The following is a 25,575-nucleotide window of genomic DNA, read 5'->3' on the forward strand; positions in this document are numbered from 1 at the left end:
GGAACCCTATGAATTTTGCGCTGATTCTTTTTGTGCTCGTCATTTTGACGGGCGTCGCATGGGTCGCAGACAAACTGGTTTTCATGCCGCAACGGCGGCGCGCGGCGGAAGCGGCGGTCGCGGAGTTCGACCGTCAGCAGGAGCGCATCGGCGAGCGTTTCGCCGATGAAAACGCCGCGCAAACGCGCGCTCGTCTGCGTGACGACAAGCTGCGCCAACCGTGGTGGCTCGAATATTCGGCGAGCTTTTTCCCGGTGATTCTGGTGGTTTTCGTGGTGCGCTCTTTCGTCGTGGAGCCGTTCAAGATTCCGTCGGGCTCCATGGTGCCGACGCTGGTCGTGGGCGACTTCATTCTCGTCAATAAATTCGACTACGGCATCCGTCTGCCGATCACGAACACCAAACTCACCGAGGGCCGGCCGCTTGAGCGCGGCGATGTGGTGGTGTTCCGCTATCCGAAAGACGAGTCGGTCGACTACATCAAGCGTGTGATCGGCTTGCCGGGCGACACGGTCGCCTATCAGGACAAGCAGTTGACGATCAACGGCAAGCCGGTGCCCGAAACGCCGCTGCCCGATTATCTCGACGAGGAACGTCTTGGTTATGCAAAGCAGTTTGAAGAAAACCTGGACGGCCGCAAGAATGCGATTCTGAACAATCCTGCGGTGCCGCCGTTTATCGTCGGCGCGGAAGATTATCCCTATCGCGATAACTGCACCTACAACGCACGCGGCGTTATCTGCAAGGTGCCGCCGGGCAATTACTTTATGATGGGCGACAACCGCGATAACAGTGCGGACAGCCGCTATTGGGGTTTTGCGCCGGATAAGAATATTGTCGGCCGCGCGTTTTTTATCTGGATGAACTTCAGCAATCTCAAGCGCATTGGTTCGTTCCAGTGAGCTTCGCGTGAGCCGCATGACACGCCGCGAGCCGCGCCGCTTCTCGACTGATCGCATGTCCATGATCGATCACGAACGCGGCCGTCAAAGCGGCGGTGTGTTGCCACGCCACTTTAAGAAACTCCGGTAACGTCGCTTCACCACGCTTTTTCCGCTGGCCGTACCGCGTTTTCGCCCGGTACGGCGCCCGCGTTATACTCTGCCCATGCCCTCATCTCCGTTGGAAAGCCGTCTGCGCTACGAATTTCGCAATGCGGAATTGCTGCGCCAGGCTTTAACGCACCGCAGTCATAGCTCCACGCATAACGAACGGCTCGAATTTCTTGGCGACTCCGTTCTGAATTGCGCGGTGGCTGCGCTTTTGTTCCAACGTTTCGGCAAGCTGGACGAGGGCGATTTGTCGCGCGTCCGTGCGAATCTGGTCAAGCAGCAATCGCTTTACGAAATTGCTCAGGCCCTGAATATTTCGGAAGGACTTCGCCTCGGCGAGGGTGAACTGCGCAGCGGCGGTTTCCGCCGGCCGTCCATCCTTGCCGACACGCTGGAAGCCGTGCTGGGTGCGGTGTTCCTCGACGGCGGCTTTGAAGCCGCGCAGACCGTCATCAAGCGTCTTTACGTGCCTATTCTCGATCACATCGACCCGCGCACGCTCGGCAAGGACGCCAAGACGCTTCTGCAGGAATATCTGCAAGGGCACAAGATTGCGCTGCCCACCTACACCGTTGTCGCGACCCATGGTGCGGCGCACAATCAGCAATTCGAAGTCGAATGCACAGTGCCCAAGCTGGACGTGAAAGTGTCCGGTTCCGGCGCGAGCCGCCGGGCGGCGGAGCAGGCTGCAGCGAAAAAAGCGCTCGACGAAGTCATGGCCGCAGCGCCTGCGGTCGTCTCCAAGTCGAAGCGGTCAAAGGGCGCCCGCGCGGCGAAAAAGGCTGAGGCCGAAATCGTGCCAGGCGTCACCGGCGTGCAGGCCGCGCTGGATCTGCGCAGCCCCGACCGCAAGAGCGAACGCGCGGCGGCGCGAGGCGAAGCGCGTACGGTGGCGGGCGCGGAGCCCGTCGGTGAGCGGGCGGCCCTCGCGGTGGCGACTGCCGCGGCACCGCTTGCCGTGATTCGCGCCGCCCACGTGGAGTACAGCGCGCCGGAGAGGCTCGAACGCGCGGACAAGGCCGAGAAGGCCGAAAGAGGCAACATGGCGGACAAAGCCGACAGGCTGGATAGGCCTGCCGCGCAGGTGAGCGAGAAACCGGTGGAGAAGGCGGCAGAGAAATCCGCAGCAGACAAGCCGACTGAATCGAAGGCGGTGGAGTCGAGAGTCGCGGACTTGAAGGCCGCGGAACCGCGGGCCGCAGATTCAAAGAGTGCGGACCCTAAAGCTGCCGACTTGAAGACCGCCGACCCAAAGGCCGCCGACCTTAAACCCGCTGAAACCAAACCCGTCGACACGAAACCCGCCGACCCCACCGCCCGCGGCACGGACAAGCCGCACCGCAGCCGCGAGGCAGCGGGCAGCGGCGCCGCCCCGGCGACCAGCGCCGCGGCGCGCACCGAACACGAACCCGGCGTAGCCGACGCGGTACCCACGCGCGTCGCCGACGCGGGCCATTGATTGCCAAGGCGCGCCTTTTCGCGCGTCGATCCGAACCTGCCGTAGCCCGAATATGAACGCTCCCACTCCCACTGGTTTTCGCTGCGGCATGGTCGCGATCGTCGGCCGCCCGAACGTCGGCAAATCGACGCTGATGAACGCGCTGGTCGGCCAGAAAGTCAGCATCACGTCGCGCAAGGCGCAGACCACGCGCCATCGCATCACCGGCATCCATACGCTGGAAGACGCCCAGTACATTTTCGTCGACACGCCGGGCTTCCAGACCAAGCACAGCAGCGCGCTGAACCGGTCGCTGAACCGGGCGGTGACGTCCACGCTCACCGCCGTGGACGCGATCCTGTTCGTGATCGAGGCCGGCCGTTTCGGCGCGGACGATCAGAAAGTGCTCGACCTGATTCCGCCTTCGGTGCCCACGCTGCTCATCGCGAACAAGCTCGATCGCGTGTCGGACAAAGATTCGCTGTTCCCGTTCATGCAGCAGATGAGCGCCCTGCGCCCGTTCAACGAGATCGTGCCGCTGTCGGCCAAGAACCCCGACGACATCAAGCGTCTGATGGCGACCGTCAAGCCCTACCTGCCGGAAGGCGCGCCGATTTACGGCGAAGACGATCTCACCGATCGCAGCGAGCGCTTTCTCGCGGCGGAAATTCTGCGCGAAAAAGTGTTCCGCTGGACCGGCGACGAACTGCCCTACACGAGCACCGTACTGATCGACAAGTTCGAAACCGAAGGGCGCCTGCGCCGTATCTTCGCGACGATTCTCGTCGAACGCGACACGCACAAGGCGATGATCATCGGCCAGAAGGGCGCCAAGCTGAAGCAGATCAGCACCGAGGCGCGCCTCGACATGGAAAAGCTGTTCGACGGCCCCGTCTATCTCGAAACCTTCATCAAGGTGAAGAGCGGCTGGGCCGACAATGAAGCAGGACTTCGCGCGTATGGGTACGAATGACGCGTGGGTCACGCTGAATTCCGACACCGGTCCGGACGATTCGGAGCCGGCCGAGCCGTCTCGCGAGCGCTCCAAGTCCGCTCGCGCTAGCCGCACATCATCCGCGAAAAAATCCGCTGAAGCCGGCGCCGCAGCCGGCGATCCGGCGCACAAGGCGCCAGCCCGCAAGTCGTCGCGCGGGGGCGCAGCTTCCGAATACCGGATCGCCGAGCAGCCCGCCTTCGTTCTGCATAGCTATCCGTACCGTGAGACGAGTCTGATCATCGACGTGCTGTCGCGCGATCACGGGCGTCTCGCGCTCGTCGCAAAGGGCGCGAAGCGGCCGCACTCGGCATTGCGCGGCGTCTTGCAGACGTTCCAGCCGCTCGCGCTGTCATGGTCGGGCAAGTCGGAAGTGCGCACGCTCACCGGCGCCGAATGGGTCGGCGGCATGCTGCCTCTGACCGGCGACGCGCTCCTGTGCGGTTTCTACGTGAACGAGCTGCTCGTCAAGTTCTGTGCGCGCGAAGATCCGCATCCGCAACTCTTCCATCACTACGTGGTCACCATGACGCGCCTCGCGCACGACGAGCCGCCGGTCCAGGTGCTCCGCTCCTTCGAGCGCGTGCTGTTGCGCGAGACCGGTTACGCGATGTCGCTGGATCGCACGGTCGCGCGCAGAGCCGTCGAAGCCGGTGGCCGCTACGTGTTCGACCCGGAACGCGGCGTGCGCGAAGCCTCCGGCGACTTGCCGGCGCAATGGCCGGTGGTCGCAGGCCAGACCTTGCTCGATATGGAAAAGGACGATTACCATCGAGCGCAGACCGTGGCGCAAAGCAAAACGCTGATGCGCTTTCTGCTCAACACTTATCTTGGCGGCACGCCGCTCGCGACGCGCCAGATTCTGATCGACTTGCAGAACTTATGAGCTTCTTCCTAACGTCGCCGAATGTGATCGATCTCGGTGTGAATATCGACCACGTCGCCACGCTGCGCAACGCGCGCGGCACCTCGTATCCGGATCCGATCCGCGCCGCGCTGATGGCGGAAGAGGCCGGCGCCGACGCCATCACGCTGCATTTGCGCGAGGACCGCCGCCATATCGTCGACGCCGACGTGCGCGCGCTGCGTCCGCTCCTGAAGATGCGGATGAACCTCGAATGCGCGGTCACGCAGGAAATGCTCGACATCGCCTGCGAGGTGCAGCCGCACGACGTTTGCCTCGTGCCGGAAAAGCGCCAGGAATTGACGACCGAGGGCGGGCTCGATGTGGCCGGCCAGTTCGAGGCCGTGCGCGCCGCATGCCGGCAACTGGCGGACGCGAACTCGCGCGTGTCGCTCTTCATCGATCCGGACGAAACGCAGATTCGCGCCGCGCACGAGGCCGGCGCGCCGGTGATCGAGCTGCATACCGGGCGCTACGCCGAAGCCCACGACCCCGCGGAACAGCAGCGCGAATACGAGCGCGTGGTCCGCGCGGTCGAGTTCGGCGCGACGCTCGGCATCAAGGTCAATGCCGGGCACGGCCTGCACTACACGAACGTCCAGCAGATCGCGGCAATCGACGGCATTGTCGAGCTGAACATCGGTCATGCGATCGTCGCGCACGCGATTTTCGCCGGTTGGGACAACGCGGTGCGCGAGATGAAGGCGATCATGGTGGCCGCGCGTCTCGGCGCGCGCGCCTGATGCCGTCGCGAGGGCCACTAACGCATATGGCGATCTACGGTATCGGGACGGACATCGTGCAGGTGAGCCGCGTCGCGGCGGTCATGCAGCGCACCAACGGCCGCTTCGCCGAGAAAGTGCTCGGTCCCGACGAACTGCGCGTCTATCACGCACGCCACGCACGTTCGGCGGCGCGCGGCCTCGCGTTTCTCGCCACGCGTTTTTCGGCGAAGGAAGCGTTCTCCAAAGCGATCGGTCTCGGCATGCATTGGCCGATGACATGGCGCGCGCTGCAAACGCTCAACAAGCCGAGCGGCGAGCCGATGGTGGTCGCATCCGGCGAACTCGCCGAATGGCTCGACGCGCGCGGCATCACGGCGCGCGTCACGATCAGCGACGAGCGCGACTATGCGGTGTCGTTCGTGATCGCCGAAACCACGCGCGTCGACGAGGCGGGCGGCGCGCAGCCCTCGAGCGCCGCCGAATAACAACTCCGGGGCGCGGCCCGCGCGGCCGCGTCTTTTCCTGCTGCACGCATTCTTCCAACGGAATTCGATGAAAACCATTCCTGGACCGGTCATGCTCGACGTGGTCGGCAAAACGCTGAACGACGACGACAAGCGCCGCCTTGCTCACCCGATGACCGGCGGCGTGATCCTGTTCGCGCGCCACTACGAAAGCCGCGCGCAACTCATCGCGTTGACTGATTCGATCCGCGCGATTCGCGAGGATCTGCTGATTGCCGTCGATCACGAAGGCGGGCGCGTGCAGCGCTTCCGCACGGACGGCTTCACAGTGCTTCCGGCCATGGGCAAGCTCGGCGCGCTATGGGACAGCGACGTGCTGCATGCCACCAAGGTCGCCACTGCGGTCGGCTATATCCTTGCATCGGAGCTGCGCGCTTGCGGGATCGACATGAGCTTTACGCCAGTGCTCGACCTGAACTACGGTCAGTCGCAGGTGATCGGCGATCGCGCGTTCCACAGCGATCCGCGCGTGGTGACGCTGCTCGCGAAAAGCCTCAACCACGGTCTTGCGCTTGCCGGCATGAGCAACTGCGGCAAGCATTTCCCGGGGCATGGTTTCGCGCATGCGGATTCGCACGTCGCGATGCCTGTCGACGACCGTTCGCTCGACGACATCCTGCGCGACGACGTCGCGCCTTATGACTGGCTAGGCCTCGCGCTCGGCTCGGTGATTCCGGCGCATGTGGTGTATCCGCAAGTCGATTCGAAGCCGGCGGGTTTTTCGCGCGTGTGGCTGCAGGACATTCTGCGCGGCAAGCTGCGTTTCGAGGGCGCGATTTTCAGCGACGACCTTTCGATGGAAGCCGCGCGGCAGGGCGGCACGCTCACCGAAGGCGCGACTGCCGCGCTGCAAGCCGGCTGCGACATGGTGCTGATCTGCAATCAGCCCGACCAGGCTGAAAAGGTGCTGGACGAGTTGCGCTTTACGCCGTCGAAGGAATCGCAGCAGCGCTTGAAGCGCATGCGGGCCCGCGGCAAGCCGCTCAAGTGGAGCAAGCTGATCGCGCAGCCGCAGTATCTGCAAGCGCAGGCGCTGCTGCGCAGCGTGTTCGCCTGAGCGGCAAGCGGCGAGCGGTAGTCAAAAAAAACGGCGTCTCGAATGAGACGCCGTTTTTGCATCCGATGCCCGGAGGCGGCCGGCTCGCGTCAGTTCAGCCGCATTCGCTGCAGCTTGTTATAGAGCGTTTTGGGACTGATGCCGAGGAGCGACGCCGCCCGATGGCGCGTGCCGCCAACCGCGTCGAGCGTCGCCCGAATCAGCATTTCTTCGACGTCCGCGAGCGGCGTGCCGACCGTGACCTGCACACGGCTGCCGTTCAGATCGCGGCCATTGACGGAGCCGGCTTCGTCCGCGCGCAACGATTCGAGCACGTCGCCCGACGCGTGATACGCCCGCCGCACGCGGTCCTCGAGCTCGCGCACGTTGCCCGGCCATTCGTAGCTCAGGCATTCGCGCAGGAAATTCGGCCCGATCTGTTTCGCGATCTCGGACGCGCCGCGCGCGGCAGCGTCGTGATTCAGTTCGTCGACGATAGCCTGCGCGATCAGCGCCGGATCTTCGCCGCGCTCGCGCAACGGAGGCAGTGTCACCGCCGCGGCTTCGAGGCGCAGCGCCAGATCTTCGTGCAGGCTGCCGTCGGCCACCGCAGCGCGCGGCACTTTGCGCGTCGACGCGATCAGACGGAAGTCGGTCACCACCTGGCTCGTCCCGCCGACGCGCATGAAAGTCTGCGAATCGAGCGCGCGCAGCAGTGCCTCCTGCTGCGCACGCGGCAACTCCGCGATTTCGTCGATGAAAAGGGTGCCGCCGCTCGCCTGCTCGAACAGGCCCGGCTCGCGCTGTTCCGCGCCGCTGAACGCGCCGCGTTCGTGGCCGAACAACACGCTGTCGAGCGAACGGAGCGCCGGGGGGCCGCCCGCGCCGCGGCAGTCGAGCGTGACGAACGGACCTTTGCGGCGCCGGCTCATGTCGTGCATCGTGCGGGCCGCGACCTGCTTGCCGGTGCCGGCTTCGCCCGAAATGAGCACGGCGGCTTCCGTCGGCGCGATGTGTTCGATCGTGTCGTAGACGTGCTGCATGGCCGGACTGCGGCCGAGCATCGAGCCGAAGCGGCCGAGTTGACGCAGCGACGCGCGCAGCGTCTGCACTTCCTCGGTCAGCTCGTACGGACGCGGAATGCGCGCGAGCAGGCTGCGCAGCCGCGGAATGTTCACCGGCTTCAGCAGATAGTCCCAGATGCCGTGCCGCAATCCCTCGATCGCGCTTTCGACGGTCGCGTTGCCGGTCATCACGATGACGGGCAGGGCGCCGCCCGGCGGATGCGCGGGCAAATGCTGCAACAGGTCGAGGCCGCTGCCGTCGGGCAGATTCAGGTCGACGAGCACGACGTCGGGAATGAAGCGCGTCAGCGCGGCCCGCGCTTCGGCGATGGTCGTCGCCGTGTCGACGGAGAAGCCGTCGGCGGCAAGAATGGCGGACAGGCCCGACAGGCTATTGGGATCGTCTTCAACAATCAGGGCGTGTGGCATGGCGAGCGCAACTTATTAAATGGATGAAAGACCTGCTTCTGCGCGCCCGGAGCGGGGCGTGCGGCGCGGGCGCGATGGCTGGCCGGTACTGTCGGTCGGATACGTCGCCACGCGCGCTGCCTCGATGGAGTCGGCGCGGCAGCGGCCCTCCAGTCGGCATGAGTGCGGTATCCGGCTGGTATGACGCCGGGCGATGCGGGCGGCGAGTCGACTCACGTAGTTCTGGTCCTTTGTTGCAGCAAAAGGGCGATTCGCGACTCCCTGCTCCGCGTCGGGCCGCCCGTCGGAATCCGCCGGCGCCCTCGCGGCCACGATGTGAAGGCAAGGGCGCCGGTACCTACCTCACTTTCTCGCGTCAGATATCCCGGTTGCTGTCGAAAAAGCGGCGCACTTCACGCTCCGCTTCTTCGCGGGTCTTGCCGTAACGTTCCTGGATCAGGCCGGCCAGACGATCGGCGCGGCCTTCGGCCTTCGTCAGTTCGTCGTCGGTCAGCTCGCCCCATGCCGCCTTGGCTTTGCCAACCAGTTGCTTCCACTTGCCTTCCGCGATGTCGTTGTTCATCTCGCATCTCCGCAGTCGAGAAACATAAGGTAAGTGTTGACTAGCATGACTTGTGCCAATGCGTTTTGGCTTGCTAGATCAATGGCTTACCGGGCGAGAGCCGGCAAGAACGGGCGGCGGCGCCGGCAATTTTGAGAAAATTGCCGGTAAAGTTTTCCTCAAAGATACTCGGCGGCACAAAAAAGAAAAAGCGCCCAATCTGGGCGCTTTCTTATTTTTTCTCAAGCGCGATGCGTCGCGCTAAGAGAGGTGGCCGGCGCTTAGGCGCGGCTGCGGTACTCGTGGGTACGCGTGTCGATTTCGATCTTGTCGCCGATGTTGCAGAAGAGCGGCACTTGCAGTTCGAAACCCGTGTTGAGCTTGGCGTTCTTCAGCACCTTGCCCGACGACGTGTCGCCCTTGACAGCCGGTTCCGTATAGATGATTTCGCGGACCAGCGTGGTCGGCAGTTCGACGGAGATGGCCTTGTCGTTGTAGAAGACAACTTCGCAAGCCATGCCGTCTTCGAGGTAGTTCATTGCGTCGCCCATCATTTCGGCTTCGACTTCATACTGGTTGTAGTCGGCGTCCATGAACACATACATCGGGTCGGCGAAGTAAGAGTACGTCACTTCCTTACGCTCGAGCACGACGACGTCGAACTTGTCGTCTGCCTTGTAGACGCTTTCCATGCCTGCGCCGGTCAGCAGGTTCTTGAACTTCATCTTGACGACGGCGGAGTTGCGGCCCGATTTGTTGTATTCGGCCTTTTGCACGACCATGGCGTCAGCGCCGATCATCACGACGTTGCCCGTGCGGAGTTCCTGTGCGGTCTTCATAAAACTGTCCTGTACGAAATAAGTAGCTGTAACTGGTGCTCAACGGCATACGGCGCAAGCGGCTTCGACGTTTCCGGCACCTCGCGCCGCGCCGGGACGGCCTGGCGGGAAGCGTGCATGAAGCGTGGCGGGCTTGCCGCGGGATTGGGTGGCGCTGTTGCCGACGTTGCCGCCGACGTTGCGACTGATGTTGCCTATTTAGCCGCCGCCACAGTGTCACAGCCCCACTATCCCGCAGTCCGCCGCAGTCCGCCGCAGTCCGTTACCTGCTTTTTTACCCGATGCGGGCGTGTCCACGAGTGGCGCCGGTCGGCAGCGCGGTCCGGGCGCTTTTACGAGTTCGCTCGAACCCGCTTTCGACCAGGATTTTTGCTGCGATCGGGCCGCGCTTGCGTCGTCGGCCGTTGGATAACCGCTTATTTTAACTGAGTTTTTGTGAACAAGGCCAGATTTCCCGCGAGGTCGCCCACTTGCGCCAGCTCGCCGGCCCATTCGACCGCGCGCCGCCGGAGCGCGGGAGCGTGACGGCACAGCGCCGCCCAGTCGGGGACGCCGCCGCCGTTCCACGCGTGCCAGAAGCGCGCGAGCGCAGCGGCGGGCTCGGCGGCAAGCGTGCGCGCGTAGTGCGCTAGCGCGGCATCGAGTTTCGGCAGATGAGCGTCGTCGGCCTGCGGATAGATATGCCAGACGAATGGCCTCGCGGCCCACTGTGCGCGCACGAAGGAGTCCTCGCCGCGCACGAAGTTCAGGTCGCTCGCCCACAGCAGCGCGTCGTAGCCCGCCTGCTCCGTGAACGCGAGGCCGTGCGCGCTCAGCGCGCCGCGCTCCGCATGGGCACCCGCGCCGAACGCAGGCAGCCCGAAAAAGCGCGCCAGCGCACCGGAAATGCGGCCCTCCGGCGCGAGCAGCACCACGGGTTCCGCGCTGTCGCGCCATTGTTCGAGGAGGCTGTCGACGGCGGGATTCTCATACGCGAAAAGCGATACGACGGTCGCGTCGGCGGGCGGCGCACGGCCGACGGTTTCGCGCCACCAGGCATCGCGCGCGGCCGGCGATGCTTCGAACGCGGCGCGCGCGGCATCCAGATTCCGTTCCTTCAGCACGCCGCCCGTGCCCGGACCGAGTCCGGGAAAAAAGAACGTCTTGACGAGCGGATAGCGCGGATGCGGCGACGGCCGCAGATGAAAGTCGGCAACCCAGTCTTCGGCGCTCAGATATTCGAGGTTGATCCACACGGGCGCGCGCTCGCGCTGCGCCATCGCCGCCACGTAGAGGGGCGGCAGCTCGCAGGCGAACGCCTCGATCACGACGTCGGCCGTCTCCAGCGTGTCGCCCGCGTGCGCGGGCGTATGCCAATGCTCGACGACGACGCCGGCGACCGTCTGCCGCGCGCGATCCGGCGCAAGCGACGGGCACAGCTTCTGGAACGCATGCAGATCGTCGACGAAGACGCGCACCTGCCAGCCGTGCTCGGCGGCCAATTGCCGCGCAAGACGCCAGCACACGCCGATGTCGCCGAAATTGTCGATCACCGCGCAGAAAATATCGCACGCAATGGCAGCGGCCGGTGGGCCCGGCGGCGCGGCGGGAGAGCCGGGGAGCGGCGCAGTGGAGGACATGAGCAGGGCTCGGGCGGACGCGGAATGTTCTAAACTGGCGATTCTAAAGCACCTGTACGCAGCATCCGTCCAATTTTCGCGCGCCGGCCGCAACGCGGGCGCGCGTGCGGCGGCGCGACTCTTCGCGAGACCGTTCCACCCAGCCCATCTGCATGACCGAACCCGAAGCAAGCATCGAATTCGAGCCAAAGACAGTGCTCGCCCAGTTGCCGCATCTGCCAGGCGTTTATCGCTATTACGACACGCACGGCGCGGTGCTGTACGTCGGCAAGGCGCGCGATCTGAAAAAGCGCGTGTCGAGCTATTTCACGAAAACGCAGCTGTCGCCGCGCATCGCGATGATGGTGACGCGCATCGCGCGTATCGAGACGACCGTCACACGTTCCGAGGCTGAGGCGCTGCTGCTCGAAAACAATCTGATCAAGGCCCTCGCGCCGCGCTACAACATTCTGTTTCGCGACGACAAGTCGTATCCGTATCTGAAGCTGACCGGGCACAAGTTCCCGCGCATGGCGTACTACCGCGGCTCGGTGGATCGGAAGAACCAGTACTTCGGGCCGTTTCCGAGCGCCTGGGCGGTGCGCGAGAGCATTCAGATCCTGCAGCGCGTATTCCAGCTGCGCACCTGCGAGGACTCGGTCTTCAACAACCGCACGCGGCCGTGCCTGCTGCACCAGATCGGGCGCTGCACGGCGCCGTGCGTCGCGAACATCAGCGAAGAGGATTACGCGCGCGACGTCGCCAATGCATCGCGCTTTCTGCTCGGCCGCCAGGGCGAGGTGATGAAGGAACTCGAGCAGAAGATGCACGCGTTCGCGAGCGAGCTGAAGTTCGAGCAGGCGGCGGCGGTGCGCAACCAGATGAGTTCGCTCTCGACCGTGCTTCATCAGCAGGCCATTGAAGTGGGCAGCGACAGCGACGTCGACATTCTCGCGGTGGTCGCGCTGGGCGGGCGGGTTTGCGTGAACCTCGCGATGGTGCGCGGCGGCCGGCATCTCGGCGATAAAGCCTATTTTCCCGCGCACGTGGAAAGCGCGCTCACCGCGGAAGAGGGCGGTCTGGAAGATGCCGGCGACGAGGACGCGCTGGCGGGCATCGCGCCGGACGCGGGTTCGTCGGTCGAACACGACGCAGGCCGGGAAGCGGACGCCGACGCGCTCGCCATTGCAGAGGAGCTGCTGCCGGAAGACGAGGAAGGGAGCGAAGGCGACTCAACCGACGATGACCCGGCCGACAACGACTCGGACAGCGTCGACCCCAGCAGCGCCGACACCGACCCCGCATCCGGCAGCGAACCCGCCAAGCCGCGCAAACGCCGCGCGGCGGGCGGCATCGAATCCGAAGTGCTCGAGGCGTTCATCGCCCAGCACTATCTGGGCAACCGCGTGCCGCCCGTGCTCGTCGTCAGTCACGCGCCGGCTACGCGCGAACTCGTCGACGTGCTGATCGAGCAGGCCGGCCACAAGGTCACCGTGCTGCGTCAGCCGCAAGGCCAGCGTCGCGCGTGGCTCGCGATGGCCGAGCAGAATGCGCGGCTCGCGCTCGCGCGGCTACTGTCGGAGCAAGGCTCGCAGCAGGCCCGCACGCGCGCGCTCACCGACACGCTCGGCATGGAGTGCGACGACCTCGCGCATGTGCGGATCGAATGCTTCGACATCAGCCACACGATGGGCGAGGCGACGCAGGCGTCGTGCGTGGTGTATCACCATCACAAGATGCAGTCGTCGGAATATCGCCGCTACAACATTACCGGCATCACGCCCGGCGACGACTACGCGGCCATGCGCCAGGTCCTCACGCGCCGCTACGAGAAGATGGTCGCCCAAGCCGCCGCGAACGCCTCCGACGAAGCCGTCGATCTGCAAAGCGATGCGGCCGTGGATCCGTCGTTGGCGCCGGAGGCCGCGGAGCCGGTCGCGTCGGGCGGCATCCTGCCGACCATCGTGCTGATCGACGGCGGCAAAGGCCAGGTCGAAATCGCGCGCCAGGTGTTCACCGAGCTCGGCCTCGACACGGGGATGCTCGTCGGCGTCGCGAAGGGCGAGGGGCGCAAGGTCGGCCTGGAAACCCTGATCTTCGCCGACGGCCGCGCGCCGCTCGAACTCGGCAAGGAAAGCGCCGCGCTGATGCTGGTCGCGCAAATCCGCGACGAGGCGCACCGCTTTGCCATCACCGGCATGCGCGCGAAGCGCGGCAAGACGCGCCAGACGTCGCGGCTCGAAGAACTGGAGGGCGTCGGCGCGAAGCGGCGTCAGCGGCTGTTGGCGCGCTTCGGGGGCTTGCGCGGGGTGGTCGCGGCAAGCGTGGAGGATCTCGCGAGCGTCGAAGGCATTTCGCAGGCGCTCGCCGAGCAGATCTACCGGCAATTGCACTGATTGGCGACGCTCGCCGCTCGGCGCCCCGGCGGCAGCAGCCGTGCGGCCCGCGAGGGCCGGCGCGTCAGGCGCGCGCGTGGGGCGCACACGTAAGGCGCACACGTAAGGCGCACACCCGGGCTCGCGGCGCCGCTTTGCTTGTGGCAGGCACGGTGACACGGCACAATTGCATCTCTCCTGTCAGACGCTGCGCCTTCCCATGCCGTTCAACTTCCCGATTTTCCTGACCTGGCTGCGGATCGTTCTGATTCCGCTCGTCGTCGGCGTGTTCTATTTGCCCGACATGATGATGAGCCCGGCGCACCGCAATCTCGCGGCGGCGACCATCTTCGTGCTGGCCGCGCTGACAGACTGGTTCGACGGCTACCTGGCTCGCAAGTGGAATCAGACCTCGGCGTTCGGCGCGTTTCTCGATCCGGTCGCCGACAAGCTGATGGTGACAGCCGCGTTGCTCGTGCTCGTGCAGCTCGCGCGCATCGACTCGGCAATTGCGCTCGTGATCGTCGGACGCGAGATCGCCATTTCGGCGCTGCGCGAATGGATGGCGCAGATCGGGGCGTCAAAGAGCGTCGCCGTGAACTCGCTCGGCAAATTCAAGACGGCTTGCCAGATGGTGGCGATTCCCATGCTGCTGTTCAACGGTCCCTTGTCGTTCGGCGGCGGCGTGGCTATCGACACGCGCACGTGGGGCTTGTGGCTCATCTATCTCGCGGCATTCCTGACCATCTGGTCGATGCTCTATTACATGAAGCTCGCGTGGCCGCAAATCCGCGAACGGGGCGGGGTGGTCTGAATTCCCGCGTGGTCCAGCCTGTTTCGTAGGGCAGCGACAGGCAGCCACAAGTGGCGAGAAGCACGACGAAAAGCAGCGACAAGCGGCAAGCCCGTGAGTGAAATCTGTTCAGTTAAAGAGATTAGCAAAGGGGGTTGACACGTTTCAGTCGTTTCTCCATAATCTCGTTTCTCCGATGCACGCAGTTCTGAGCGTCGGTGGCAGTAGAAGAAAGCAGTGCAATGCGGGAGTAGCTCAGTTGGTAGAGCGCAACCTTGCCAAGGTTGAGGTCGCGAGTTCGAGCCTCGTCTCCCGCTCCAGATTTTTGAAGCAGCGCGTTGTTCAGTAAGTAGTGTGGCGAAGTCAAAGTGCAAGGCGTTGCGAAGCAGTGCAATGCGGGAGTAGCTCAGTTGGTAGAGCGCAACCTTGCCAAGGTTGAGGTCGCGAGTTCGAGCCTCGTCTCCCGCTCCATACATCAGGGGAAGCAACGCTTCCCTTTTTGTTTGGTGGACTGACGGTTGTCCACGAGACAAATCAGCGAATCTGCAGCTAGGTTCCAATCCGCTTGCGGCGCGATAGCAAAGCGGTTATGCAGCGGCCTGCAAAGCCGTTTAGGCCGGTTCGACTCCGGCTCGCGCCTCCAGAAGTTGAAGTGCAGAAAAGCCCCGACCTGTCGGGGCTTTTCTTTTTTCCGCGCTCGTCGCCGGCTTGAACGCGTGTGCAGTGCGAGGCCTCCAACGCCAGCGGCACCACGCCGACGACATGGCGCACAATGCGGCTTTGCTCTTCGCCCTTCGCCATCCGACACGCATGTATCTGCACATTCCCGGCACGACAGTGCGCCTGCTTGGCTCCATGCATCTCTTTCCCGCTGCGAGCCGCCGAACGCCGCCTTGGGTCGACGAAGCCTATGACTGGGCCGAAACGCTGATATTCGAATCCGATCCGCCGACCATCCTGCCTTTCCTGAAAGCCGATTCCGCCGGCGGCGTGCCACGCCTGCACGCGCTTCTTTCCGCCGACGCGTGGACGCGTCTGCAAGCCGCATGGCCGCCTGAAGGCCCGCTGGCGCCGCTCGCCGATCTCAGGCCGTGGGCCGCGCTGATCGTCGCGCCGACGCTTTTTCAGCAGCTCGTCGAGGGCGTCGAGCCGCGCATGCTGCGTTGGGCGCTTGTGCATGGCAAACCTTTCGAGTATCTGGAGACGGCGGGCGAAGTCGCCGACGCGCTCGAGTCGATTCCGCCGGATGTCGTCGCCGCCGCGCTCGCGGCGCTGATGCAGGACGTCGGCGAGCCGCAGCGCACGCTCGAGCGCATGCACGCGGCGTGGCTCGAGGGCGATCTCGCGGCCGTGCATCGCATTGCTGTCGAATCGCCGATGTTCGCTTTGCCCGAGATCCGGCGCGCGATGCTGGATACGCGCAATCGCCTGTGGGCCGAGCGCGTGAAAAACCTGTTTCCGCGAGCGCAGCGCACGCTGGTGGTGATGGGCGCACTGCATCTGTGTGGACCGGGGAATCTCGTCGAACGTCTCGCGCGGCCTGTGCAACCGGTGCTCGAAAGCGAGTAGGGCGGAAGCGGCGGGAGTGACTGCGTGACGAAACGGCGCGACAAAGCAGCGCCAGAAAGCGGCGCAACGAAGCTGGGTCACAAAGCTGCCCGACAAAACTGTGCAACGAAGCTGTGCAACAAAGCGGCGCGAGAACCAGCGGCGATCTTGCCGAGGCGCGTAAAATCACGCGGTTTCCTGAATAACCGTAGCACCATCCGGATGCCGCGCGCCGCATCACGGCGTCGTCGCCGTGAGCCGTGAGCGTTGGCTCGTTGCCTCGCCGTTGTCGCGCTGTTGCTTGCAACGGCGCGACTCTACAAGAAAATCCTCTCATGACTGAACCGCAGCAAACCGCCGCCGCGCGCCTCGCGGCACTCGAATGGCGCTGGAAAGCGTTCGACGAACTGACGAGCGCCGAGGTCTACGCCATGCTCGCCGCGCGCAGCGCAGTCTTCGTGATCGAGCAGAACTGCCTGTATGGCGATATCGACGGGCTCGACCTCGACGCGTGGCATCTGCTCGCATTCGGTGCCCCCGCCGGTGAGTCCGCGCGAACGGCGGCGCTCACGACGCGGCCGCCGCTTGCCGGCTATCTGCGCGTGCTTTTGCCCGACGCCGACGACGCCGATATCCGCATCGGCCGGGTGCTGACGACCGCGGCCTTTCGCGGCATCGGCCTCGGCAACGCGATGCTGGAGCGCGCGATCGCGCACATTCGCACGCAGTGGCCCGGCACGCCGGTTCGCCTGCATGCACAGGCGCATCTGCAACGTTTCTACGGCGCGTTCGGTTTCGAGCCTGTCTCGGAGATTCACGAAGAAGACGGCATTCCGCACGTCTGGATGCGTTCGGCCTGAAGGGGCCCACGGCCTTTACGTCGACGCAGATTCAAGCGCCGCGGGAGTCGTGCATCATGGTGCGCATCAGCCGCGGCTCGTGTCGGTTGACGAGGCGGTTCTCGCGGCGAGTGCATTCGTTGCGCGGTTGGCGTCGGCCCGCGCAGCTCCCCGCGCCATCGCGCGGCGCTCACCGCGCAGGCGACCGCGGGCGGACAAGCGCATCCAGTGACGCAGCGCGATGAGCGCGCCGATCACGCTCATCATCGAACCGGGAATCCACAGCAGCAGCCCGCCGATCTGTTGATCGCGCATCGGGCTCAGCCATGTGAACGCGCGGCCGCAGATCGAGTAGATCGGATAGAGCTCGTGCGGCGTGAAGAAGATAAACGCGCCAAGGACGATCTGCGGCGGAATCGCGGCGATGACCACCAGCACACGCTTGCCGGGCGACAAACGGGCGGGCGGCGCGGGCCGCGGATCGAGCACGAGCCACCAGAACAGCAGGCCGTCGATCACCATGCTCCAGTTCATCACGCGGTAAAGCCGCCAGTCGAGCATCGCGACAAAATGGATGGGCGACATCAGCCAGAAGTAGATGAGCCCGACGAACAGCACCACCGCGACGACCGGATGCATGACGACATCGAGCAGCTTGCGCACGGCCGGCGTGGCCAGCACGGGCCGCACGAAGCGTTGCCGCCAGCTGAACGGAATGCCCGCGCGCAAGGCGGCGCCAGGATACGACAGCGCGATAAAAAACGGTCCAAGGTGATGCAGCACGAGATGCTGCGCGCGATGCATGAAGAACTCGTGCTCGAAGAAATAATCGAGCCGCGTATGCAACGCGACGTACAAGGCCACAAGCCCGAACCAGAAGGCAATGCGCCGCGCCATCGATACCTTTGCCCGGCCCGCGCCGCGCACGAACAATACGGCAGGCACAAGCAGCGCGAGCACAACCGTCGGCGAAAATTCCCAGGGATCGAGCCAGTAGAGCAGGTTCATTGCTGCGGACAGTGGCACAGTCGGGCTTACTTGGTCTGCGCCGGCGACTTCACGGCGAAAGGCGTGTCGAGCGTGGCGCCGTCGGAGAACTTCAGTTTCAGGTGCACCGTGTCGCCCGGCGCGATCTTGTGCTTCGCATCTTCGAGCATGACGTGATAGCCGCCGGGCGCGATCGCCACCTGGCCGTGCGCCGGCACCGTGAGCTTGTCGACCATCACCATTTTCTGCGACGAACCGTTCGACACCGTTTGATGCAGCATCGCGTCGCCGTAATCGCTGCTCGAAATGTCGACGAGGTCGACCGGCTTGTCGCCGGCATTGACGAGCGTCACGTAGCCGGCCGCCGGCAGGTTGTTCGGCAGCCACCGCACCCACGCGTCTTTGGCGGTGATCGCCTGCGCGCCGGCCGCGTGGACGTTGCTCGCGAAGGCAAGCGAGAGGGCAAGGGCGCCGGCCAATGCGCCCGCACGCGCGGACAGAGTTCGGACGTGGTTCGTGATAGAAGTCATGGTCAATGGTCAGGAGCGTTGATCGACGATGCGGCGCAGGTCTTCTGCAATGGCATCGGGCGTGTCGTTGTCGGTCGCGAGCAGGCGCGCGCGGCCTTGGGCGTCGAAAACGTAGACGGCGGAACTATGGGTGACTTCGTAATTGCCGCTGGGGTCGCGCTTTTCCATCTGATACGCAACCCGGTAGCGCTTTGCGAGCGACTCGATCTGCCAGTCGGTGCCGGTCAGCCCCTCGGCATGCTTCGAGTCGAAGGCGCCGACATAGTCGTGTAACGCCTGCGGCGTGTCGCGCGCGGGGTCGACAGTGATGAAGAGAATGCGCACCTTTTGCGCGTCGGGGCCCAGTTTGGCGAGCACCTCCATCAGCCGTCCCATGGTTTCGGGACAGACGTCGGGGCAATGCGTGTAGCCGAAATAGACGAGCGACGCGCGGCCCCGGAACGAAGCGCCCGTGACGGGACGGCCGTCGTCGCCTGTCAGCGAGAAGTCGAGGTCCGGCAAATGGCCGCTCACGTTGGTCAAATGCCAGGGCGGCCCGGCATTCGTGCAGCCCGCCAGCGCGACCATGGCGGCGAGCGCGCCCGCCCTGACCGCCGACGCCAGCCGGCGCGTCGTTCCGGCGCGGCGCGATGCCGCCGGGTCAGGTTGCAGCCGTCGCAGTGAGAGGGTCGGGAACAAAGCAGATATCCATGACTCGATTGAAGAGCGGCACTTGCCGCCGCGCGTGCGCTCCGACGCCGTCAAGGCGCGCGCCTCGCAAAGCGTGCGGTTCGCGATAGTGGACAAAAATCGTCGTAACGCCAAAGTCTCGTGTGGCTGCGACTGTATCGCAAATTGCCGGAGGGCGTCGCTCGCAGCCGACGGGCGCGCGGTTTGCGAGGCAATTTGACGCACGCGGCTGAAAGCCGACTGAAGCCGGATCGTTTCCGTTTTGAACGCAATGCGGGCGAGCGCGCTCTGATCGAGCGGCGCCGCCGCGCCTTGGCGCTGTCGGCGCGGCTTCGTTTCTCGAAAAATTGGTGGATGCGCGGTAAGATGCGCACACTTTTCCGGCTGTACAGGCCGAAAGGCAAATTGACCGATGCACGCACTTCCAGCTTTCCTGTCTCCGAGCGAGACCGCGTTTTTCTTCGATTTCGACGGCACGCTCGTCGAACTCGCGCCTACGCCCGACGGCGTGCAGGTGCAGCCCCGCGTGATCGACCTGCTGAGCGAATTGCGCCGCCTGACGAACGGGGCGGTCGCGGTGGTGTCGGGTCGCGGCATCGACAGCATCGACAGCTTTCTCGGCATGCCCGATTTGCCGATTGCCGGTCTGCACGGCGCCGAGCGGCGCGACGCGAATGGCGACACGCAACGCATCGGCTTTCACGATGAGCGGCTTCTGCGTATGGAGCAGGTGCTCGCCGACGTGGTCAACGCGAACCCCGGCATGCTGCTCGAAATCAAGGGCGCGGCGCTCGCGCTGCACTATCGCAACGCGCCGGACCGCGAGCCGGCGGCGCGCGAGGCGACCCAGCGGCTCGTCGCGGACTACCCGAGCTCGTACGTGCTGCAGCCGGGCAAGATGGTCTACGAGATCAAGCCGAAAGATGTCGACAAAGGCCGCGCGCTGCGCGCGTTCCTCGACGAGCCGCCGTTCGTCGGACGCAAGGCGGTGTTTGCCGGCGACGACCTGACCGACGAAAAGGGCTTTGCGGTCGTCAACGAGCGCGACGGGCTGTCCATCAAGGTCGGCGCGGGCGAGACCACGGCGCGCACGCGCCTCGACTCGGTGAGCGCGCTGCTCGACTGGCTGCAGACAGTGGTCGCGGCCGCGCGTGGCGCATGACGCTTGCTTCGCCGGCGCCGCAACGCTTACAACGCGCACGACATAGCGCGACAACGACGCATTACATCGGGGACAGCGCTTCATGAGCCGACTGATTATCGTTTCGAACCGGGTTGCGCCGATCTCGGAGGGCGGCCCGGCGGCGGGCGGTCTCGCGGTCGGCGTGTATGACGCGCTGAAGGAAACCGGCGGCATGTGGTTCGGCTGGAGCGGCGAAGTGCTGAGCTCCGGCCAGCCGCAGATCAAGGTCGAGGAGCGCGGCCCCGTGACGTTCGCGACCATTGCGCTGATGCGCCGCGACTACGACCAGTACTACCGCGGCTTCTCGAACGCGACGCTGTGGCCGGCTTTCCACTATCGGGCCGATCTGCTGCATTACGACCGGCATGATTTCGCCGGCTATTGCCGCGTGAATGCGTGGCTCGCGCAGCAACTGGTGCCGCTGTTGCGCGACGACGACGTGATCTGGGTCCACGACTATCACCTGATTCCGTTCGCCGAGGCACTGCGCGCGGCGGGCGTAAAGAATCGCATCGGCTTTTTCCTGCATATTCCGTTTCCGGCGTCGCAAGTGCTGCTCGCCGTGCCGCCGCATCGCGAGCTCGTGGAAGCTCTGTGTTCGTTCGATCTGCTCGGCTTTCAGACGGCGCCGGATCTGCGCGCGTTTTGCGACTACATCGTCAACGAGGCGAACGGCACGGTCGAGCCATCCGCTGCCGGCCCGCTCGCCATTCACGCGTTTGGCCGTACATTGCGCGCCGCGGCGTATCCGATCGGCGTGTATCCGGACGAGATCGCCGAACTCGCGAAAGCGGGCGAACGCGGCAAGCCCGTGCGCACGATGAAAGCGACGCTGCATTCGCGCAAGCTGATCATGAGCGTGGACCGCCTCGATTATTCGAAGGGACTCGTCGAGCGTTTTCGCGCGTTCGAGCGTCTGCTGGAACACGCCACCGCGCAGCGCAACAAGGTGTCGTTCCTGCAGATCGCGCCGCCCACGCGCGCGGACATGCACGCCTATCAGGACATCCGCCTGCAGCTGGAAGGGGAGTCGGGCCGCATCAACGGACGCTTCGCGGAGCTGGACTGGACGCCGATTCTCTACATCCACAAGCAATATGAGCGCTCCGTGCTCGCCGCGCTGTTTCGCACTGCGCACGTCGGCTACGTGACGCCGTTGCGCGACGGCATGAACCTCGTCGCAAAGGAGTACGTGTCGGCACAGGACCCCGAGAATCCCGGCGTGCTCGTGCTGTCGCGCTTTGCCGGCGCCGCGCAGGAGCTCGACGGCGCGCTGATCGTGAATCCGGTCGACATCGACGGAATGGCCGATGCGCTCGCGACGGCGCTGGACATGCCGCTCGCGGAGCGCCAGGCGCGTCACCGCGGCATGATGGCGCAATTGCGGGAGAACAATGTGTCGGTCTGGCGCGACAACTTCATGCGCGATCTGCAGAGCACCGATGGTGCAACGCGCACCGGCAGTGCGCGCTCGCGCGCCCGAGTGGGGAAGAAAAGCGCGCGCGAGGTTCTGGCGAGCGAGGGCTAGCCGCCTTCGTGCGCGGCGCAGCTGAAATGAAAAAGCCGCTTGACAGCGGCTTTTTCGTTGGGCGATCCCGGCGCGTTGCTGACGCGCTCCTCGCTTCGGTGCGACGCGCGGCCGCTCAGATCACATGCTGTTCGTCGACCTTCTTGCCGCCGATGTGCAGCGTTGTGCCCTTGCCGTATTGCTTCGACAGCAGGTCTCGATAGAGGCCGGGGCGCTGGCGCAATTCTTCGGGGCTGCCGTCGTCGATTACCTTGCCGGCGCTCATCACGATAATGCGGTCGAAGTTATGCAGCGTGGACAGGCGGTGCGCGATGGCAATTACGGTGCGGCCCACCATCAGGCGGTCCAGCGCCTTCTGGATGGCTTCTTCCGAGGCGCTGTCGAGTGCCGAGGTCGCTTCGTCGAGCAGCAGGATCGGCGCGTTCTTCAGGATGGCGCGCGCAATCGCAATGCGCTGGCGCTGCCCGCCGGAGAGCTTCACGCCGCGGTCGCCGACAATCGTGTCGAAGCCTTCCGGCATCGCCTCGATAAAGTCCGTGCAGCGCGCCTCGCGCGCCGCGGCCAGCACTTCTTCGCGGCTCGCTTCGGGACGGCCATACGCAATGTTCTCGTACACCGTGCGATGGAACAGCGAAATGTCCTGCGGCACCAGCGCGATCGCGTGGCGCAGGCTGTCCTGCGTGATGGTCGCGATGTCCTGGCCGTCGATCCTGATCGCGCCGCCTTGCGTCTCATAGAAACGCTGGAGCAGGGCGAGCACGGTCGACTTGCCCGCGCCCGATTTGCCGATCAGTCCAACCCGCTGGCCCGGTTCGATGTGCAGGTCGAAATGATCGAGGATCGGCCGGCGGCGCGGATAGGCGAACGTCACGCCTTCAAAGTCGACGCGCCCGCCTTGCGGCACGAGTTCGGTCGCACCGTCGCGATCGGGCATGCCGTGCGGCTCGAGCAGCGTGCGCACGGCTTCCGCGAGACGCGCGACGTGCTGGGTCACGTCCACCAGCGCGACCGCCAGATCGCGCGTGCCGTGCAGAATCGTGAAGCCGAGCGAGCTGACGAGCACGATGTCGCCCGAGGTCGCCTTGCCTTGATCCCACAGCACCAGCGCCCAGCCGAGCAGGCCCGCCGAGAGCAGCGCCGTGATGACCGCGTGCAGCAGGCGCAGCTTTTCCAGATAGAGCAGGCTCTGCTGACGCGCGTCCATTTCCGCCTTGACCGTCGCGCCGAACCGCTGCTGCTCGCGAAAGGTCATGCCGAACGCGCGCACGAGGCCCATATTGCTGATCACGTCGACGAGTTCGCCGTCCACCGACGCCGCCTTGGTCGCGAAATGGTGATGGCGCACCGAGCCGCGGCCGGCGAGCTTGTAGAGCACCACCGACAGAATGGCCGAGCACAGCATCAGGCCGCCCGCCATCAGCGGGTTCACCGCGATGATCATGAAAATCGCGCCGAGCACGGCGATGCACGGCGGCAGCACGTTCCAGGCTGTGGTGTTCTCGGCCGTGTAGACCGCGTTCGAGGTTGCGGTGATCCGGCTTGCCAGCATGCCCGGCTGCTTTTCGGCGTAGTAGGTCGGCGAATGGCCGCTCAGGTATTGGAACAGGTCGCGCCGCAGGTCACCGGTCACGGCCACGAACGTGTGCGCCGCCACCCAGCCGCCGACCCGCCACAGCAGGTTGTCCGCTGCGATCAGCCCGACGAGGATCGCGAACGCGCCCCACAGCGGACCCGGATGATGCCGGCCGGTGCCGAGCACATCGATAAGATGCTTGATCGCGTACTGCGAAGCGAGCGCACAGCCCACGGCCGCTATCACGCTGCACAGCACGGTCGCATGAGCGAGCGGATGGCGGCGGATAAAGCGGAAAAGGAACGCAAGCGGCCTGTGCGCATAGCTCGCGAGCTTTGCGTTCTGGGCGTTGCGCTGGGCGATGGTCAGATGTTCCAATTGAGCGAGAGGTCGGTGTGGTTCGGGGGTGTGCATGCAAGGCACGGGCCACGCGAAAAGTTCCGTGGCGAAGCCAATGCTTCGCATTGTAAACATGCAACGGCGATTGCGCCCTATGTATCCGGGCTTTTGGCGCGATTGATGTCGCGATGGACGTCCGCGATCTACCTCTAGCTCGACCGGTGGCGGCGGCAGGGGTTCACGCGGTTTGCGGAATATTTCGGGATATAATTACAAATTGCATTCAGCCGGGCTGCTGGAGTCTTTTCAACGGGTGCCGGCAAGCCTCATGCACGAACTTACAAAACGCAGCCGGCGAGCCCATACGAGGCGGCCGCGCCGACCAGTGGTTACTGTAGAACTGTCTTGCAAAACAAGGGTTTGCAAAGTGTATCCGCCTTGTAACAACGTAAAGACTTTGAAATGCTGTGGCGCAGCGTAACTTCCGGCATTGATAATGCATGCGCTGTAAGCCCTGCCGAAATTTCTGACAGTTTGTCAACGTCGTGCACGCCTGTGCGTTTACCGCACAGGCATGGGCGGTGATCATCGTCCGGGCTATTTAGACTGAAGCGATCTATCGCAGGATATCTCGAGAGAATCAGGCCTGCGCCGGCCTGTCCGGCCGACTGCCCTGGCGAGCAAGCGAGTCGCTTTTACCAAACGCAGTACTTTTGCCGGTTTTTTACGAGGAGTTCTCCATTATGCGAATCGCTCAAATCGCTCCGTTGCACGAGGCGGTTCCTCCCAAGCTGTACGGTGGTACGGAACGTGTGGTGTCCTATCTGACCGAAGCGCTGGTCGAGCAGGGCCACGACGTCACGCTCTTTGCGAGCGGCGATTCGCAAACCTCGGCAAAGCTGGAAGCGTTCTGGCCGCAAGCGCTGCGCCTTGACCCCACCATCCGCGACGTAATGGCGCCGCACATGCTGCTGCTCGAAGAAGTGCGCCGCCGCGCGGACGAGTTCGACGTGCTGCACTTCCACATCGACTATTACCCGTTTTCGCTGTTCGCACGCCAGCCGGTGCCGTTCCTGACCACGCTGCACGGACGTCTGGACCTGCCGGAACTGCAACCGATCTTCAACACGTTCAAGGACGTGCCGGTCGTGTCGATCTCGGACAACCAGCGCATTCCGCTGCCGCAGGCCAACTGGCTGCAGACCGTCTATCACGGCCTGCCGGAAGACGTGCTGAAGCCGATCCCGAATGTCGAGCCGGGCTACCTCGCTTTCCTCGGCCGTGTTTCGCCGGAGAAGGGCCTCGACCGCGCGATCCGCATCGCCGGCCAGGCAGGCATGAAGCTCAAGGTCGCCGCGAAGATCGATAAGGCCGACCGCGCGTACTACGAAGAAGTGATCAAGCCGCTGATGGCGCTGCCGCACGTCGAGTACATCGGCGAAATCGGCGAAGCCGAAAAGCGTGAGTTCCTCGGCAACGCGCATGCGCTGGTGTTCCCGATCGACTGGCCGGAGCCGTTCGGCCTCGTGATGATCGAGGCGATGGCGTGCGGCACGCCGGTGATCGCGTTCAATCGCGGTTCGGTGCCGGAAGTGATCGAGAACGGCGTGTCGGGTTTCGTCGTGGAAGACGAAATCAGCGCGGTCGCCGCGGTGAAGCGTCTGCACGCGCTGCCGCGCGCGAAGGTGCGCGAGGCGTTCGAGGCGCGCTTCTCGTCGAAGGTGATGGCGCGCAACTACGTCGCCACGTATGAAGAGCTGCTGCGTCAGAAGCACCGCACCGTGCTGCGCGAAGTGAATGCGAACTAAGCGCGAACCGAGCGCAAAGTAAGCGTGCGAGACCGGAAACGACCGGTCGCAGCCAACAGGTTCGGCGGATAAAGTGCCCTTTGGGCGCTTCGCCGGCCGCCCGCAACGCCCCGCGTGCAAGCCGCTCGCGGGGCGTTGTTGCATCCGCGCCGCGTTTTTTTGCTTTCTGCGATGCAAACTGAGTGTTTCGCGGCCCCCGCAGCGAGCCGAGATTCGTAATATCCCTATAATGGCCGTGCCGCAAATTTGGCTGCGGCGC

Annotated in this window: 23 protein-coding genes and 3 tRNA genes; 18 read left to right on the forward strand and 8 right to left on the reverse strand. The window is 64.6% G+C overall.

Annotated elements, in window-relative coordinates:
* Window positions 1-8 precede the first annotated feature (8 nt).
* The 7 genes from lepB (at window position 9) to nagZ (ending at window position 6,694) form a co-directional block, all read left to right on the forward strand.
* Complete coding sequence (gene lepB, locus HV711_RS22565) at window positions 9-902, forward strand: signal peptidase I (protein WP_028362846.1); 894 nt, start codon at window positions 9-11, stop codon at window positions 900-902.
* A 205-nt stretch (window positions 903-1,107) separates the two neighbouring features.
* Window positions 1,108-2,511: a ribonuclease III gene (gene rnc, locus HV711_RS22570; RefSeq protein ID WP_035482183.1), complete on the forward strand. Its 1,404-nt coding sequence runs from the start codon at window positions 1,108-1,110 to the stop codon at window positions 2,509-2,511.
* 52 nt (window positions 2,512-2,563) lie between these two features.
* A complete protein-coding gene (gene era / locus HV711_RS22575) occupies window positions 2,564-3,463 on the forward strand; it encodes a GTPase Era (RefSeq protein WP_028362844.1) in 900 nt (299 codons plus the stop codon).
* Window positions 3,450-4,370, forward strand: a complete 921-nt coding sequence (gene recO, locus HV711_RS22580; protein WP_013589150.1) for a DNA repair protein RecO — start codon at window positions 3,450-3,452, stop codon at window positions 4,368-4,370. Before era ends, recO begins: the two co-directional genes overlap by 14 nt.
* Window positions 4,367-5,131, forward strand: coding sequence for a pyridoxine 5'-phosphate synthase (pdxJ, locus tag HV711_RS22585; RefSeq protein WP_035482181.1), 765 nt, complete (start codon window positions 4,367-4,369; stop codon window positions 5,129-5,131). Before recO ends, pdxJ begins: the two co-directional genes overlap by 4 nt.
* A 26-nt stretch (window positions 5,132-5,157) precedes the next feature.
* Window positions 5,158-5,598, forward strand: a complete 441-nt coding sequence (gene acpS, locus HV711_RS22590; RefSeq protein ID WP_035482179.1) for a holo-ACP synthase — start codon at window positions 5,158-5,160, stop codon at window positions 5,596-5,598.
* A gap of 67 nt (window positions 5,599-5,665) precedes the next feature.
* A complete protein-coding gene (nagZ, locus tag HV711_RS22595; protein WP_035482177.1) occupies window positions 5,666-6,694 on the forward strand; it encodes a beta-N-acetylhexosaminidase in 1,029 nt (342 codons plus the stop codon).
* 89 nt (window positions 6,695-6,783) lie between these two features.
* On the opposite strand, the gene HV711_RS22600 is transcribed toward nagZ, so the two are convergent.
* Together HV711_RS22600 and HV711_RS22605 are read right to left on the reverse strand one after the other, a co-directional pair.
* Window positions 6,784-8,166 (reverse strand): sigma-54-dependent transcriptional regulator, encoded by a 1,383-nt coding sequence (locus HV711_RS22600; protein WP_015003385.1) that lies wholly within the window; start codon window positions 8,164-8,166, stop codon window positions 6,784-6,786.
* A 355-nt stretch (window positions 8,167-8,521) separates the two neighbouring features.
* Window positions 8,522-8,728 carry a CsbD family protein gene (locus HV711_RS22605; protein ID WP_013589145.1) on the reverse strand — a complete coding sequence of 69 codons (207 nt, stop codon included), beginning with the start codon at window positions 8,726-8,728 and terminating at the stop codon, window positions 8,522-8,524.
* 58 nt (window positions 8,729-8,786) lie between these two features.
* Between HV711_RS22605 and HV711_RS22610 the strand changes: the two genes are divergently transcribed.
* Window positions 8,787-8,972 carry a hypothetical protein gene (locus HV711_RS22610; protein ID WP_035482175.1) on the forward strand — a complete coding sequence of 62 codons (186 nt, stop codon included), beginning with the start codon at window positions 8,787-8,789 and terminating at the stop codon, window positions 8,970-8,972.
* 16 nt (window positions 8,973-8,988) lie between these two features.
* Here HV711_RS22610 and efp read toward each other — a convergent pair whose 3' ends face one another.
* A complete protein-coding gene (gene efp, locus HV711_RS22615; protein ID WP_013589144.1) occupies window positions 8,989-9,546 on the reverse strand; it encodes an elongation factor P in 558 nt (185 codons plus the stop codon).
* Between the two features lie 416 nt (window positions 9,547-9,962).
* Window positions 9,963-11,165: an elongation factor P maturation arginine rhamnosyltransferase EarP gene (earP, locus tag HV711_RS22620; RefSeq protein ID WP_028363042.1), complete on the reverse strand. Its 1,203-nt coding sequence runs from the start codon at window positions 11,163-11,165 to the stop codon at window positions 9,963-9,965.
* Window positions 11,166-11,317: 152 nt separating this feature from the next.
* On the opposite strand from earP, the gene uvrC reads away from it, so the two are divergent.
* The 7 genes from uvrC to HV711_RS22655 all read left to right on the forward strand — a co-directional run bounded on the left by uvrC (window position 11,318) and on the right by HV711_RS22655 (window position 16,720).
* Window positions 11,318-13,540, forward strand: coding sequence for an excinuclease ABC subunit UvrC (uvrC, locus tag HV711_RS22625; RefSeq protein WP_035482171.1), 2,223 nt, complete (start codon window positions 11,318-11,320; stop codon window positions 13,538-13,540).
* 199 nt (window positions 13,541-13,739) lie between these two features.
* Window positions 13,740-14,333: a CDP-diacylglycerol--glycerol-3-phosphate 3-phosphatidyltransferase gene (gene pgsA / locus HV711_RS22630; RefSeq protein WP_013589141.1), complete on the forward strand. Its 594-nt coding sequence runs from the start codon at window positions 13,740-13,742 to the stop codon at window positions 14,331-14,333.
* A gap of 223 nt (window positions 14,334-14,556) precedes the next feature.
* Window positions 14,557-14,632: transfer RNA gene (locus HV711_RS22635), tRNA-Gly, on the forward strand.
* Window positions 14,633-14,707: 75 nt separating this feature from the next.
* Window positions 14,708-14,783, forward strand: a tRNA-Gly gene (locus HV711_RS22640).
* A gap of 98 nt (window positions 14,784-14,881) precedes the next feature.
* Window positions 14,882-14,955 (forward strand) — tRNA-Cys (locus tag HV711_RS22645).
* A 167-nt stretch (window positions 14,956-15,122) separates the two neighbouring features.
* The gene (locus HV711_RS22650; protein WP_035482207.1) at window positions 15,123-15,881 is read left to right on the forward strand and encodes a TraB/GumN family protein; all 759 of its coding nucleotides are present in this window, start codon (window positions 15,123-15,125) and stop codon (window positions 15,879-15,881) included.
* 314 nt (window positions 15,882-16,195) lie between these two features.
* Window positions 16,196-16,720 (forward strand): GNAT family N-acetyltransferase, encoded by a 525-nt coding sequence (locus tag HV711_RS22655; protein WP_013589139.1) that lies wholly within the window; start codon window positions 16,196-16,198, stop codon window positions 16,718-16,720.
* A gap of 66 nt (window positions 16,721-16,786) precedes the next feature.
* Here the strand turns inward: HV711_RS22655 and HV711_RS22660 are convergent, their stop codons facing one another.
* From HV711_RS22660 to HV711_RS22670, 3 genes are read right to left on the reverse strand one after another with little or no spacing between them, the layout of a single operon-like run.
* A complete protein-coding gene (locus HV711_RS22660) occupies window positions 16,787-17,707 on the reverse strand; it encodes a cytochrome c oxidase assembly protein (RefSeq protein WP_013589138.1) in 921 nt (306 codons plus the stop codon).
* Window positions 17,708-17,733: 26 nt separating this feature from the next.
* A complete protein-coding gene (locus HV711_RS22665; RefSeq protein WP_051224390.1) occupies window positions 17,734-18,216 on the reverse strand; it encodes a copper chaperone PCu(A)C in 483 nt (160 codons plus the stop codon).
* Between the two features lie 9 nt (window positions 18,217-18,225).
* Window positions 18,226-18,783: an SCO family protein gene (locus HV711_RS22670; protein ID WP_049799296.1), complete on the reverse strand. Its 558-nt coding sequence runs from the start codon at window positions 18,781-18,783 to the stop codon at window positions 18,226-18,228.
* A 514-nt stretch (window positions 18,784-19,297) separates the two neighbouring features.
* Here HV711_RS22670 and otsB point away from each other — a divergent pair.
* Window positions 19,298-20,047, forward strand: a complete 750-nt coding sequence (otsB, locus tag HV711_RS22675) for a trehalose-phosphatase (RefSeq protein ID WP_028363625.1) — start codon at window positions 19,298-19,300, stop codon at window positions 20,045-20,047.
* A gap of 82 nt (window positions 20,048-20,129) precedes the next feature.
* A complete protein-coding gene (otsA, locus tag HV711_RS22680; RefSeq protein ID WP_028363624.1) occupies window positions 20,130-21,596 on the forward strand; it encodes an alpha,alpha-trehalose-phosphate synthase (UDP-forming) in 1,467 nt (488 codons plus the stop codon).
* A 115-nt stretch (window positions 21,597-21,711) separates the two neighbouring features.
* Here the strand turns inward: otsA and HV711_RS22685 are convergent, their stop codons facing one another.
* Complete coding sequence (locus HV711_RS22685; RefSeq protein WP_049799295.1) at window positions 21,712-23,583, reverse strand: ABC transporter ATP-binding protein; 1,872 nt, start codon at window positions 23,581-23,583, stop codon at window positions 21,712-21,714.
* A 668-nt stretch (window positions 23,584-24,251) separates the two neighbouring features.
* Here HV711_RS22685 and HV711_RS22690 point away from each other — a divergent pair.
* A complete protein-coding gene (locus tag HV711_RS22690) occupies window positions 24,252-25,316 on the forward strand; it encodes a glycosyltransferase family 4 protein (protein WP_013589132.1) in 1,065 nt (354 codons plus the stop codon).
* The last annotated feature ends 259 nt before the right edge of the window (window positions 25,317-25,575 follow it).

Source organism: Paraburkholderia phenoliruptrix (assembly GCF_902859825.1).
Taxonomy (GTDB): domain Bacteria; phylum Pseudomonadota; class Gammaproteobacteria; order Burkholderiales; family Burkholderiaceae; genus Paraburkholderia; species Paraburkholderia phenoliruptrix.